The organism is Paenibacillus sp. 01T422, from assembly GCF_056398785.1.
Genome location: NZ_JBFTQB010000059.1, coordinates 1 through 13,148 on the forward strand (window position 1 = coordinate 1; position 13,148 = coordinate 13,148).

Consider the following 13,148-nt stretch of genomic DNA (forward strand, 5'->3'; position numbering starts at 1 on the left):
GTGACGAGGGGCGGTGACGAGGGGCGTAAAGAGTGGGGCTCAAGTAATCGTTGACAATCATTATCATTTAAAATAAAATAAATACTATATTATAATAATTATAAATAAGAAATTATTATCACATGAGGAGGATGGTTATACATGAATCAGAACGACAAATACTTAACGACCAATCAAGGCGCACCAGTAGGTGACAACCAGAACTCCAGAACAGCAGGGCAGCATGGACCTACGCTACTGGAGGATTACCATCTGCTAGAGAAAATTGCACATTTCGACCGGGAACGCATTCCGGAGCGTGTTGTGCATGCGCGCGGAGCGGGAGCTTTCGGCACGTTCCAAGTTGAACATGCGATGAACCGTTACACCAAAGCGGCATTTCTCGGTGAAGTGGGCAAGGAAACACCGGTTTTCGTCCGCTTTTCGACCGTTATCCACGGACAGAGTTCTCCGGAAACGGCGCGTGATCCGCGGGGCTTCGCGGTCAAATTTTATACAGAAGAAGGTAATTACGATCTAGTCGGCAACAATCTTCCGGTATTTTTTATCCGCGATGCCATGAAATTCCCAGATATGGTGCATTCCCTGAAGCCGGCGCCTGACACGAATGTGCAAACTCCGGACCGCTACTGGGATTTCATGTCACTCACACCGGAATCTACGCATATGCTGACTTGGGTCTTCTCGGATTACGGCACACCGGCTAACTATCGGGAGATGAACGGTTTTGGCGTTCATGCTTTCAAATGGATTAACTCCTTTGGCAATTACGTGTATGTGAAATATCATTGGAAGCCGCATCAAGGCGTACGCAATTTGTCCAAAGCGGAAGCGTCCGCCGTGCAAGGAGAAGATTTTAGCCATGCCACGAGAGATTTACATGATAACATAGCTAACGGTAATTTCCCGAAATGGGATCTGCATGTGCAGCTGCTCCAGCCGGAGGATCTCGATGCGTACGATTTCGATCCGCTGGATCCGACGAAAGTATGGCCGGAAGACATCATTCCCTTGCACAAAGTAGGGACGATGACGCTGAATCGCAATCCGCAGAACTTCTTCGCTGAGGTTGAGCAAGCCGCCTTCGCTCCGAGTGTGCTAGTAGCAGGAATCGAGCCATCCGAGGACAAGTTGCTGCAAGGTCGCCTATTCTCCTATCCCGACACGCAAAGACACAGGCTGGGGCCGAATTACCTGCAAATTCCGGTGAATTGCCCCTATGCTACGGTACGCAACAATCAACGCGACGGAGCTATGCAAATGAAGCCGCAGCCTGGCAGCGTGAACTATGAGCCGACGCGTCATGCCGATGCTCCCAAGGAGACGCCGGAGTACCGAGATAGCTCCATGCCGCTTGAAGGTCATGCCACTCGACAAAAAATTGCCAAGACGAATGATTTTGCCCAAGCCGGAGATACATTCCGCAGCTTCAGTGAGCAGGAACAGGCGAATTTCATTTCCAATCTGGTCGGCGATCTTTCTACCGTTCATGAGAAATCGAAGTTGCTGGCAATCTGCAATTTCTATCGCGCCGACGCCAAACTGGGCGAGGCCCTTGCGAGTGGCCTGAACGTAGACATTTCCGGTTATTTGCAGCATTTGAATCGATAAGAGAGCACATGTGAGTCAGCAATCATAACTATAGATGAAAAATCGCAGAGGAGGTTTCCATGATGGCAAAGCACGATCTGAATCAAGCGCTGCAGCGGATGCGTGCCAAAAACATCCCCCTAACCCCGCAAAGGTATGCACTATTGGAGTTTATGTATGACCAAGGCAGTTACACAACGGTTAAAGAGATTTGCGAAGCGTTAGTCGTCAAATATCCAATGATTAATGCAATGACGGTGAACAGTTCTCTGCATGTGTTCAAGCAGCTTGGTTTGGTGAAAGAGCTTTCCGTGATCGGAAGCTCCATGCGGTATGAAGCTGCTTTGAGTTCGTAAAAATACAACGCTTTAATACACTTCAGACAAATAATGTAGAAATAAAAGTTTTTTTCACTTCTTCTTTTTAACAATGGCGACCACGGTAGCAGCTAAGAACAACAAAACAGCTAATAACCATCCAATTGTCGGCGCGAAGGAAGTTAGGCTTTTTCCGGCAATGCTAAACATAATTGATGCGGTAGCAAAAAGACCTAGAACAGCGGCAATTTTATTCACTTTTATCACCTCGCACAGAGTTAAGGTGCAATCCTTGATTCATCTTATTTGAATCAAAAAGCGCCCCGAAACTACAAAGAAGCTCTCTCACAGCTTCACGTAGTTGACGGGGCGCTTTTGGTATGCTGTATTATTTCACTTTAAAATCAGACAGCGGAACCGGAAACGCTAGAATGCCTAGCGCGTAAGGGGCATACTCGTAAAGCCCAAAATAAACGACGACGCTGTCATCTTTTAAATAAAAGCCCTGATCGTTACGAATAGACTCGAACGGCTCAATAAGCTCATAATCATTCGCTTTCAATTGCTTCTTAATCTCTTGATTGATAATTGTCTTGTAGTTAGCATTATTTGAAGTCATTTGCTGAAGACTCAGCTCATTTCCCGTATCCAGATCGAACGTATGGGCATCCCAGGAATAGAACCCGTGCGCACCGCCAGAGAATGTGTACACAATAAAATAGAGACTTAGCTTATGGTCCTGATTATAAGTAACTTGATAATTTACGTCGAACGTATTCGGAAAATCTGGCGCTGTACCGCTGCTCTCCTCGGTAAGATCGCTTAATTGCTGGATGGCTGCGGCTCTATATTTCGCTATCTCATTTTGAATGAATGTATTAATCTTCGCGCTCGCAGCGGCATTCACCCAACCTTCGATCTGCGGATACTGCAGGCTGATATTCCGGTTGTCAGTCTTCGTTTGTGACTCGGACTTATTCGTCAGCTTAAGCTCGTTTTCCTTAATTTTGGAAATACTCACGACATGGCTTTCATCGTTGTAACCGATCTTGTAACCCATCTGCTCCAGAAGCAGGCGAAGCGGCAAGTAGGTAGTTCCGTCAATAATGACAGGAGGCAGAGGCGCGAAGAAGGTGTGACCATTCAGCGAATATTGCATGCTTTGGTTTTGCATGCTCATGGTCTTGTTAGGCCCGCTGACGGTGACGGTTTTGGTCGCTGCATCCCACGAAGTCGTCAAACCTAGCTGCTTGCTAAGAAAAGCGAGGCCGACATAAGTGTCGCCATCCTTCGATTTGCCCCCCGGCACACTCACCAGTTGATCGCCGATCTGAATATTAATCGATGCGAGCTGTACGCTGAAATCGACGGTATCCGATTGTGCATACACGCTTGCCTGCTCCGGGAGAAGAGCTGGACTTGCAGCGACTAGCAGGGCTGTAGCCAATGCGATTTTTGCTGTGAACATCTTCTTTTTCATTTGAACTCTCTCCTTTTTGAAGTCATCTATATAATTAGACGAGATTTGCACAGAAAAGTTTGTGGGATTCTTCGGATTTGTCGAAAATAATTTGAGCACGATATTCTTAATTTTACCCTATTTCCGTATATGTCTAACATAGAAGGAAGGGTTGAAATCAGAATGTAGATTCAAACAGGTGTTTATTGGTAAAAAAACGTCCAAAAACGAACTATTCAAAAGATATACCCGAAAATCGTTCGTTTTTTGAAATTGACACGACACGTCAGTTGGTAGTAAACTAGGGAAGCGGGAAATGAAGCCGCACTAATTGAAAATGTCGAATCAACTCGTATAAAATCAGGGATAAGGCCTGAAAGTTTCTACCCAAAAACCATGAATTTTTGGACTACGAGGAAGCGAATGAGGGAAACCATAGGAAGATGATGGTCTTTTTGCATTCGGTTCTTTTGCTGTCCAGCGGATAGAATCGTGTATTCTAGCTCTGGGCATTTTTTGGGTTTAGAGGGTTTTACCATATTTACCATACAATAGAGAGTGGGTTAGTGATGACGGTACGTGTTGGTGTCATAATGGGAAGCCAGTCGGATTGGGAAACGATGAAGCACGCATGCGACATGTTGGAAGAGCTGGGAGTGCCTTATGAGAAAAAGGTGGTTTCCGCACACAGAACGCCAGATCTGATGTTCGAATATGCAGCCGCAGCGGCAGGCCGCGGAATTAAGGTCATTATCGCCGGAGCAGGCGGAGCGGCGCACCTACCAGGAATGGTAGCAGCCAAAACGGAGCTTCCGGTTATTGGTGTTCCAGTCAAAACATCGACGCTGAATGGTCTCGATTCCTTGCTTTCGATCGTGCAGATGCCGGGCGGCATTCCAGTTGCCACGGTAGCGATCGGGCATGCAGGAGCAACGAATGCAGGCCTTCTGGCTGCGCAAATCCTGGGCGCTTTCGACCCTGAGCTGCAAGCGAGGGTCAGAGCCCGCCGCGAGCGCGTTGCGCAAACGGTGATTGAAAGCAGTGACCTGTTATGACAGAGGCAACAGGTGGTAAGGTCATCAAGCCCGGCGGCACAATCGGTGTCTTGGGCGGCGGGCAATTAGGCCGCATGCTGGCCTTGGCCGGTCGCAACATGGGGTATCGCTTCGTAACGCTCGATCCCACAGAGGACGCGCCTTGCGGACAAGTCGCAGATGAACAGATTCTTGCGAGCTTCGACGATGTCGAAGCGGCGAGGAAGCTTGCGGCGTTATCCGATGTGATCACTTACGAATTCGAGAATGTTGATGCTCACGTAACTAGCATTCTTATGAATGAATCCTATGTTCCGCAAGGAAGCCAGCTTTTATATACGACTCAGCATCGTCTTCGCGAGAAGAGAGCCATTGAGGCTGCAGGCGTTCCGGTTGCTCCTTATGCGGAAATCAAGAGCGCCGCAGAGCTGAATGACGCGGTCATCAAGTTCGGCACACCGTGCGTGCTCAAGACGGCAACCGGCGGTTACGATGGCAAAGGTCAATGGGTCATCCGCTCTCTAGATGAAGTTGAGGAAGCCTACGAAACGCTCAGCCGGGCTAGAACCGAGCTCGTTCTCGAACAATTCATTCATTTTGATAAAGAATTATCCGTTATTGCAGCAAGAAGCCCTCGCGGTGAAGTGAAGGCATTCCCTGCAGCGGAAAATATACATGTACATAACATCCTGCATCAATCCATCGTGCCTGCCCGCATTCCAGCGGAAGTGCAGCAGGAAGCCGAGAAGCTGGCGACGCAAATCGCTGAATCACTTGGTGTGATTGGATTGATCGCCGTAGAGCTGTTCCTTACGAAGGACGGCCAGCTATACGTCAACGAGCTTGCACCGCGTCCGCACAATTCCGGTCATTACACGATGGAAGCGTGCCGTACGTCGCAGTTCGAGCAGCATGTTCGAGCCATTTGCAACTTGCCGTTAGGCTCGACAGAGCTTTTATCACCAGTGGTTATGGTGAATTTGCTTGGTGAGCACATCGAACCGCTTAACGGCCTAATCGACCAGGCCGGTTTCTTGGAGGATGCAGACTTAGGCGTTAGCGCCAAGGTTCATCTGTACGGGAAAAAGGAAGCAAAAGAGAAACGCAAGATGGGACACATCAATTTGCTGACAAGTGATGTAGAGTACGCACTGACTTGGATAGAACGCACACGCATTTGGGAAAGTAAGTAAATGATAATTATTGGAGGAACGGCAAAATGATCGAACGTTATACACGCCCCGAAATGGCGAGCATCTGGACGGAGCACAACAAGTTTCAAGCATGGCTCGAAGTTGAAATTCTATCCTGCGAGGCTTGGGCTGAGCTAGGCGTAATCCCCAAAGAAGATGTGAAAGTGCTGCGCGAGAACGCAAGCTTCAACATCGACCGCATCTACGAAATCGAGCAAGAAACACGTCATGACGTTATTGCTTTCACAAGAGCAGTATCCGAGACATTGGGGCCTGAGCGCAAATGGGTTCACTATGGTTTAACTTCAACAGACGTTGTAGATACAGCACTTGGTTACTTGCTAAGACAAGCCAACGAGATTTTGGACAAAGATATTCAGAACTTCATAGAAATCCTTCGCAATAAAGCGATTGAACATAAAGATACAGCAATGATGGGCAGAACGCATGGTGTGCATGCAGAGCCGACGACGTTTGGACTTAAAATGGCACTTTGGTACGAGGAAATGAAGCGTAACCTGGAGCGTTTTCGTTTTGCCGCTGATGGCGTACAATTCGGTAAAATCTCAGGCGCAGTAGGCACATACGCGAACATTGATCCATTCGTAGAGCAATACGTATGCGAGAAGCTTGGCACGAAAGCAGCTCCAATCTCCACACAAACGCTGCAGCGTGACCGTCATGCGGAGTACATGGCTACTCTGGCATTGGTTGCTACGTCCCTGGACAAATTCGCGACAGAAATCCGCGCCCTTCAAAAGAGTGAGTTCCGCGAGGTGGAAGAGCCGTTTGCCAAAGGTCAAAAAGGTTCCTCCGCGATGCCGCACAAACGCAATCCGATTGGTTGCGAGAGCATTTCCGGTCTGTCCCGCGTGATTCGCGGACATATGGTTTCCGCTTACGAGAACGTGACGCTGTGGCATGAGCGCGACATTTCGCACTCCTCCGTTGAGCGTATCATCCTGCCGGATGCCACGCAGCTTCTGAACTACATGCTGAACCGTCTGGGCAACATCATCAAAAACTTGACCGTGTTCCCTGAGAACATGAAACGCAATATGCGCAGCACGTACGAYGTACCTTTCTCAGGCCGCGTCATGACGAAGCTGATCGACAAAGGTTTCTCCCGCGAGCAAGCCTACGATACAGTTCAGCCTAGAGCGATGCAAGCGTGGGAAGAGCAACGTTCTTTCCGTGAAATCGTTGAGAGCGCGTCAATGATTACTGAAGCTTTGAGCCCGGCTGAAATTGCAGATTGCTTTGATCCAAGCTGGCATTTGAAACATGTGGCTACAATCTTTGACCGTTTAGGTCTGAAATAGAAGGCATTTTGGGAGAGAAAGGATGGGTTGTCTGTGGCAGGTAAAATCCTTGATTCAGCAGTTGAACTCGTAAAAGCGCCTCTTGTACACAAAGGCAAAGTGCGCGAGCTGTATGATTTGGGTGAAAATTTCCTGATCGTCGTAACGGATCGGATTTCAGCTTTTGATTACATTTTGAAGCCTGGTGTTCCTGAGAAGGGCTACGTGCTTAACGCGCTTAGCAAGTACTGGTTTGATATAACGAGCGGTTATATGAAGAATCATATCGTTCATACAGATGTCGAGCTGCTTCAAGCTATTATTCCGGATGCGGAAGCGAGAGAGCTTCTGAAAGAGCGTATTATCGTGGCGAAAAAAGCGGAGCGCATCTCTATCGAATGTGTCGTTCGCGGATATATCACAGGTAACGGCTGGAGACAGTACGAGAAAACCGGTGAGATCAACGGCCGTAAGCTGCCTGAAGGATTGCGCAAGAATCAACGTCTGCAGGACCCTATTTTCACCCCAGCTGCGAAAAATGATGTTGGCCACGACGAGGACATCTCCATTGAACAAATGATTGAGCTAGTTGGCGAAGAACTGACGTATGCACTGCAAGAGCGCAGCATCATGCTCTACACGTTAGCTCATTCCATTTGTGAGCGTAAAGGCATTATTTTAGCAGATACGAAGTTTGAATTCGGCTTTTATGCAGGTGAACTGATTATTATTGATGAAATTTTCACGCCGGATTCCTCACGTTATTGGTCGGAAGATAAATATGCCTTGGATATCGAGATTGATTCCATGGACAAAGAACCTGTTCGTACGTACTTGGCGGGTTCTGGTTGGGATAAAAACAGTGAGCCGGATGAGCTTCCAGCGTCTGTCGTGGAAGAGACTGCGAACCGATACAAAGAGATTTTGCACCGTCTAGTCGACTAACGAATTGAGTTGAATGGTTCGGACTTATGATGAGATGAATATAGGAGTCTTTAGAGGCTCTAATTCAACCGGATCCACACATTTTAAAGAAATTAAGAGTCTTTAAGGGCTCTTAATCGTCCAATAATGAGGCAATAACCTCATTTTACGGAAAATAAGGGACTGTAAAGGCTCCTAAAATCCCTTTTTAGTTGAATAAATAAAGGTTAAAAGTCTCTAGGGACTTCTAAATTGCAGGATTAATCGATGCAAGCACATACGAGGAGGAGAATAGAAATGAAAGCAACGGTCTACGTAACGATTAAGCAGAACGTATTGGATGTTCAAGGAACAGCGGTGCAAGGTGCGCTTCATTCCATGGGTTTCGACGAAGTTGGTAAAGTGCGTATTGGGAAATATTTGGAGCTTGAACTAGGCACGACTGACAAAGCAGAAGCAGAAGCACGTGTGAAAGCAATGTGCGAGAAGCTGCTTGCGAACACGGTTATTGAAGACTACCGCTACGAGTTGGCGTAATAGAGACCAGGAGAGGGAGGAAACGTCATGAATTTTGCGGTTCTTGTATTTCCGGGATCTAACTGTGACATCGACTGCTTCAAAGCAGTTGAGGACACGATCGGACAACCGGTTGATTATGTATGGCATACGGCGGACGATTTGTCCAAATACGATTGCATCCTCGTGCCGGGTGGATTCTCTTACGGGGATTACCTGCGTTGCGGAGCGATTGCGCAATTCACGAATGTGATGAAAGCTGTGGCTAAAGCTGCGGAAGAAGGCAAGTACATTCTAGGTATTTGTAACGGATTCCAAGTATTGACGGAGGCTAAATTGCTGCCAGGCGCTTTGCTGCGCAATAGCGGTATGAAGTTCCGCTGCCACGACACGGTTCTGAAAGTGGAGAACAACACAACAGCCTTCACACGCGATTACGCAGAAGGCGAGCTTATTACTATTCCAATCGCACATGGCGAAGGCAACTACTATTGTGACGAGGCTACTTTGAAAGAATTGCAAGAAAACAATCAAATCGTTTTCCGTTATGAAGCAGGGGCTAACCCGAACGGATCGGTGGACGATATTGCAGGAATTAGCAATAAAGCAGGCAATGTTGTAGGTATGATGCCCCATCCGGAGCGCGCCATTCATGAGATTCTGGGCTCCGCAGACGGCAAGAAAATGTTCACATCTATTCTAAGTGCTTGGAGGGAAAAACATGACGCAGCAGCTATCCGCTAAGGAGCCAACAGCCGAACAAATCGTGGAACAGAAAATTTACAAGCAAATGGGCGTAACGGACGAAGAGTTTGCCAAAATTTGCGGCTTCCTTGGACGCAATCCTAACTATGTGGAGATCGGCGTATTTAGCGTTATGTGGTCCGAGCATTGTTCGTACAAAAATTCCAAACCTGTTCTTCGCAAATTCCCAGTGACAGGACCTCGCGTTCTGATGGGACCTGGTGAAGGCGCAGGGATCGTGGATATCGGGGACAACCAAGCGGTTGTTTTCAAAATTGAAAGTCATAACCACCCTTCCGCTATCGAGCCTTACCAAGGTGCGGCAACAGGTGTGGGCGGTATTATTCGTGATATTTTCTCCATGGGCGCACGCCCAGTGGCTTTATTGAACTCTTTGCGTTTCGGTAAGCTGCAAAATGACCGCGTGAAATACCTGTTCGAGCACGTTGTATCCGGTATCGCTGGTTATGGTAACTGTATCGGGATTCCGACAGTTGGTGGCGAAGTGATGTTCGACGAGAGCTACGAAGGTAATCCACTCGTTAACGCGATGTGCGTGGGTCTTATCGACCACGACAAAATCCAACGCGGTGTTGCCAAAGGTGTAGGCAACCCAGTCTTCTACGTGGGTCCGGCAACGGGCCGCGACGGTATCCACGGTGCGACATTCGCATCCGAGGAGCTGACGGCTGAGTCCGAAGCGAAGCGCCCAGCGGTACAAGTGGGCGATCCGTTCATGGAGAAGCTCGTGCTGGAAGCGTGCTTAGAGTTAATCGATTCCGGCATCGTGCTCGGAATTCAAGATATGGGCGCAGCGGGGCTTACATGCTCCAGCGCTGAGATGGCAAGTAAAGCGGGCAACGGCATGGAGCTTTACCTGGATGAAGTTCCGCAACGCGAAGAAGGCATGACAGCTTATGAAATGATGCTGTCCGAGTCGCAAGAGCGTATGCTTTTCGTTGTAGAGCCGAAGCATGAGGCGCAAGCCAAGGGCATTTTCGAGCGCTGGGGTCTACACTGCGCGAAAGTCGGCAAGGTAACCGACGATGGTTACCTGAAGCTGATTCACCACGGTGAAGTCGTGGCGAACATGCCTGTAGGGGCACTCGTCGACGAGTGCCCGGTTTACAATAAGCCGAGCAAGGTTCCGGCTTATTATGAAGCCAACGCAGCGATCGATACGACACGTTACCCAGAGGTAACGAAGCTGACGGATGCGCTGAAATCGGTGCTCGCGTCCCCAACGGTAGCGAGCAAAGAGTGGGTTTACAACCAGTATGACCACATGGTTCGTACGGATACAGCTGTGCGTCCGGGTTCGGATGCAGCGGTAGTCACCATTCGCGGAACGCGCAAAGGTCTTGCGATGACAACGGACTGCAACGGACGTTACGTATATTTGGATCCGGAAGTAGGCGGACGGATTGCTGTTTCTGAAGCAGCACGTAACGTTGTCTGCTCCGGTGCTGAGCCACTTGCTGTTACGGACAACTTGAACTTCGGCAGCCCGGACAAGCCTGAGATCTTCTGGCAGCTGGAGAAATCCACAGATGGTATGGCAGAAGCTTGTCGCTTCTTGGATACGCCGGTTATCGGTGGTAACGTTTCTCTATATAACGAGAACGCCAAAGGCGCAATCTACCCGACTCCAGTTATCGGGATGGTAGGTCTGGTGCATGACATCGACCACATCACGACACAAAGCTTCAAAAAAGAAGGCGACATCATCATCCTGCTCGGCGAGACGAAAGCAGAGCTCGGCGGCAGCGAATTCCAATATGTGATTCACGGCGTAACCGAAGGCCGCCCTCCAGAGCTGGACTTAGCGACAGAGAAGCGTCTTCAAAACACAGTGCTTAAAGCGATCCAAGAAGGTCTTGTCGCTTCTGCGCATGACTTGTCCGAAGGCGGCTTGGCCGTTGCTTTGGCAGAAAGCTGCATCAGCGGCCGTGTAGGCGCTGAAGTCAACGTAGCTTTCGAGCTTCGTGCAGATTTCGCATTGTTCAGCGAATCCCAATCCCGTATTGTGCTAAGTGCTTCCCCGGATAAAGCGGACGCTCTTAAGCACTGGGTTGCTTCGCAAGGAGTGCCTTATCAAGAAATCGGAACCGTTACAGGTACAGAACTAACCGTCAAAATCAACAACGAACAGCGTCTCCAGTCTTCTGTTAACGAGCTGGCGAAAGTCTGGAAGGATGCGATTCCATGTCTAATGGCATAAAACAATCCAAGGCCCTTAGGCTACCTGCAGCTCCCCTGGTTAATCTGGGGGATCAGCAGCATGAGCTTTGGACAGGGGAGTACTTCAACGAAGGTGTAGGCGGCCATGGCGGATTGTTTGATAAGCTGAATGAAGAGTGCGGCGTTTTCGGAGTGTATGGTCATTCCGAAGCTTCCTCTCTATGCTACTATGGCCTTCATGCTTTGCAGCACCGTGGACAGGAAAGCGCTGGTATTTGTACGGTAGAAGATGGCAAGTTTAACTACTATCGTGGAATGGGTCTTGCCAAAGAAGTATTTACGAATGAGAATTTGTCACCTCTGGCAGGTTCCACTGCGATTGCACACGTAAGGTATTCCACAGCAGGCGAGAGCAAGCTGGCGAATGCACAACCACTCGTGTTCAAATATCGTGAGGGCGACCTTGCGATTGCAACGAATGGCAACTTGGATAATGCGAACATTATCAAACGTGAGCTTGAGCGTAAGGGTTCGATTTTCCAAACGACAAGCGACACAGAAGTTCTAGCGCATCTGATTGCCCGTTCTGAGCATGATGATATTGTGGATGCGGTCAAAGACGCTTTGACGCAAGTCATCGGCGGTTTCGCCTTCTTGATCATCACCAAAGATAAACTGATTGCTGCGCTCGATCCGAACGGCTTGCGTCCGTTCATGATCGGCCGTCTCGGCGATTCCTACTTGTTCGCTTCCGAGTCCTGCGCTTTCGATGCGGTGGGAGCTACGTATTTCCGTGATGTTCAACCAGGCGAACTCATCGTGCTGGATCGCGACGGTTTCCGTTCCGAGCAGTTCACGGAGAGCGGCCGACGCGCCATTTGTGCGATGGAATATATCTACTTTGCTCGTCCAGACAGCGACATCGATACGGTGAACATTCACTCCGCGCGTAAGCGGATGGGTAAAAAGCTGGCGATGGAAGCTTTCGTCGATGCAGACGTAGTGACAGGCGTACCGGATTCAAGTATCTCTGCGGCAATTGGTTTTGCTGAACAAACGGGTATCCCTTATGAGCTGGGGCTGATCAAGAACCGCTATACGGGCCGGACGTTCATCATTCCAAGCCAGGAGCTTCGTGAGCAAGGTGTCAAAATGAAGCTGAGCGCCGTTCGCAAGGTGGTCGAAGGCAAACGTGTTGTGATGATCGATGATTCCATCGTTCGTGGAACAACGTCCCTTCGAATTGTTAATTTGCTTAGAGAAGCTGGCGCTACGGAAGTGCACGTGCGGATTTCTTCGCCGCCTTTCATGAATCCATGCTACTACGGCATTGATACACCGGATCGCAAAGAGCTGATTGCTGCGATGAACTCGATCGAGGAAATTCGCAAGGCGATTAACGCAGATTCGTTGCATTTTCTAACCAAAGATGGGCTGCTCGATTCCATTGGTCAAGGATCGGCGGGTTCCGACAGCGGGTACTGTACAGCTTGCTTCGATAACACGTACCCAACGGAGATTGTGGATGTTACGAAGATTGGTTGTGCTTGCGATTAAATAAGAGGGGAAGGCCTTCGGGCCTCCCGATCTACATAGACAAATATAAGGAGTGGTTGCGAAGTGTCGGATGCTTACAAAAAGGCCGGAGTCGATATCGCGGCAGGTAACGAAGCAGTAGAACGGATGAAAAAACACGTCAAACGGACCTTCCGTCCTGAAGTGTTAACTGACCTCGGTGGCTTCGGCGGGCTGTTCAGCTTGAACAAAGACAAGTATGAGGAGCCTGTGCTCGTATCTGGAACAGATGGCGTGGGCACGAAGCTGAAGATTGCTTTTGCAATGGATAAGCATGATACGATTGGGATCGACGCAGTTGCGATGTGCGTGAA

At 49.0% G+C, this 13,148-nt stretch carries 12 protein-coding genes, 1 pseudogene and 1 riboswitch; of the genes and pseudogenes, 11 read left to right on the forward strand and 2 right to left on the reverse strand.

The genetic code is table 11. From position 1 onward, the window contains the following. Positions 1-141: 141 nt before the first annotated feature. Both AC1DUA_RS05385 and AC1DUA_RS05390 read left to right on the forward strand, forming a co-directional pair. Positions 142-1,611, forward strand: coding sequence for a catalase (locus tag AC1DUA_RS05385; RefSeq protein ID WP_477498741.1), 1,470 nt, complete (start codon positions 142-144; stop codon positions 1,609-1,611). 59 nt (positions 1,612-1,670) lie between these two features. Continuing rightward, a complete protein-coding gene (locus AC1DUA_RS05390; protein WP_477498742.1) occupies positions 1,671-1,946 on the forward strand; it encodes a Fur family transcriptional regulator in 276 nt (91 codons plus the stop codon). Positions 1,947-2,000: 54 nt separating this feature from the next. Here the strand turns inward: AC1DUA_RS05390 and AC1DUA_RS05395 are convergent, their stop codons facing one another. Both AC1DUA_RS05395 and AC1DUA_RS05400 read right to left on the reverse strand, forming a co-directional pair. Continuing rightward, positions 2,001-2,165 (reverse strand): hypothetical protein, encoded by a 165-nt coding sequence (locus tag AC1DUA_RS05395; protein ID WP_477498743.1) that lies wholly within the window; start codon positions 2,163-2,165, stop codon positions 2,001-2,003. A 130-nt stretch (positions 2,166-2,295) separates the two neighbouring features. Beyond that, on the reverse strand, positions 2,296-3,387 hold the full coding sequence (locus AC1DUA_RS05400) for a stalk domain-containing protein (protein ID WP_477498744.1): 1,092 nt from the start codon (positions 3,385-3,387) through the stop codon (positions 2,296-2,298). A gap of 309 nt (positions 3,388-3,696) precedes the next feature. Beyond that, positions 3,697-3,798: riboswitch (purine riboswitch) on the forward strand. Positions 3,799-3,935: 137 nt separating this feature from the next. On the opposite strand from AC1DUA_RS05400, the gene purE reads away from it, so the two are divergent. The 9 genes and pseudogenes from purE to AC1DUA_RS05445 form a co-directional block, all read left to right on the forward strand. Beyond that, positions 3,936-4,421 carry a 5-(carboxyamino)imidazole ribonucleotide mutase gene (purE, locus tag AC1DUA_RS05405; protein WP_477498745.1) on the forward strand — a complete coding sequence of 162 codons (486 nt, stop codon included), beginning with the start codon at positions 3,936-3,938 and terminating at the stop codon, positions 4,419-4,421. Beyond that, entirely contained in the window at positions 4,418-5,593 is a 1,176-nt protein-coding gene (purK, locus tag AC1DUA_RS05410; RefSeq protein ID WP_477498746.1) for a 5-(carboxyamino)imidazole ribonucleotide synthase, read from the forward strand. The genes purE and purK overlap by 4 nt, the downstream gene beginning before the upstream one ends. Positions 5,594-5,619: 26 nt before the next feature. Further along, positions 5,620-6,915 carry an adenylosuccinate lyase gene (gene purB, locus AC1DUA_RS05415; RefSeq protein ID WP_477498747.1) on the forward strand — a complete coding sequence of 432 codons (1,296 nt, stop codon included), beginning with the start codon at positions 5,620-5,622 and terminating at the stop codon, positions 6,913-6,915. 33 nt (positions 6,916-6,948) lie between these two features. Continuing rightward, positions 6,949-7,839 carry a phosphoribosylaminoimidazolesuccinocarboxamide synthase gene (locus AC1DUA_RS05420; RefSeq protein ID WP_477498748.1) on the forward strand — a complete coding sequence of 297 codons (891 nt, stop codon included), beginning with the start codon at positions 6,949-6,951 and terminating at the stop codon, positions 7,837-7,839. A 276-nt stretch (positions 7,840-8,115) separates the two neighbouring features. After that, positions 8,116-8,355 carry a phosphoribosylformylglycinamidine synthase subunit PurS gene (purS, locus tag AC1DUA_RS05425; protein WP_145668805.1) on the forward strand — a complete coding sequence of 80 codons (240 nt, stop codon included), beginning with the start codon at positions 8,116-8,118 and terminating at the stop codon, positions 8,353-8,355. Between the two features lie 27 nt (positions 8,356-8,382). After that, positions 8,383-9,078, forward strand: a complete 696-nt coding sequence (purQ, locus tag AC1DUA_RS05430; RefSeq protein ID WP_477498749.1) for a phosphoribosylformylglycinamidine synthase subunit PurQ — start codon at positions 8,383-8,385, stop codon at positions 9,076-9,078. Continuing rightward, complete coding sequence (gene purL, locus AC1DUA_RS05435; RefSeq protein ID WP_477498750.1) at positions 9,056-11,299, forward strand: phosphoribosylformylglycinamidine synthase subunit PurL; 2,244 nt, start codon at positions 9,056-9,058, stop codon at positions 11,297-11,299. Before purQ ends, purL begins: the two co-directional genes overlap by 23 nt. Further along, entirely contained in the window at positions 11,284-12,816 is a 1,533-nt protein-coding gene (gene purF / locus AC1DUA_RS05440; RefSeq protein WP_477498751.1) for an amidophosphoribosyltransferase, read from the forward strand. Before purL ends, purF begins: the two co-directional genes overlap by 16 nt. A gap of 63 nt (positions 12,817-12,879) precedes the next feature. Next, positions 12,880-13,148: pseudogene (locus AC1DUA_RS05445) on the forward strand (phosphoribosylformylglycinamidine cyclo-ligase); the annotation flags it as partial.

What these genes read in the sequence shown, in the direction of transcription:
- purL (WP_477498750.1), top strand. Translation starts at nt 9,056, where the DNA reads ATGACGCAGCAGCTATCCGCTAAGGAGCCAACAGCCGAACAAATCGTG.
- purQ (WP_477498749.1), top strand. Translation starts at nt 8,383, where the DNA reads ATGAATTTTGCGGTTCTTGTATTTCCGGGATCTAACTGTGACATCGAC.
- purE (WP_477498745.1), top strand. Translation starts at nt 3,936, where the DNA reads ATGACGGTACGTGTTGGTGTCATAATGGGAAGCCAGTCGGATTGGGAA.
- purF (WP_477498751.1), top strand. Translation starts at nt 11,284, where the DNA reads ATGTCTAATGGCATAAAACAATCCAAGGCCCTTAGGCTACCTGCAGCT.
- purK (WP_477498746.1), top strand. Translation starts at nt 4,418, where the DNA reads ATGACAGAGGCAACAGGTGGTAAGGTCATCAAGCCCGGCGGCACAATC.
- AC1DUA_RS05400 (WP_477498744.1), bottom strand. Translation starts at nt 3,387, where the DNA reads ATGAAAAAGAAGATGTTCACAGCAAAAATCGCATTGGCTACAGCCCTG.
- purS (WP_145668805.1), top strand. Translation starts at nt 8,116, where the DNA reads ATGAAAGCAACGGTCTACGTAACGATTAAGCAGAACGTATTGGATGTT.
- AC1DUA_RS05385 (WP_477498741.1), top strand. Translation starts at nt 142, where the DNA reads ATGAATCAGAACGACAAATACTTAACGACCAATCAAGGCGCACCAGTA.
- AC1DUA_RS05390 (WP_477498742.1), top strand. Translation starts at nt 1,671, where the DNA reads ATGATGGCAAAGCACGATCTGAATCAAGCGCTGCAGCGGATGCGTGCC.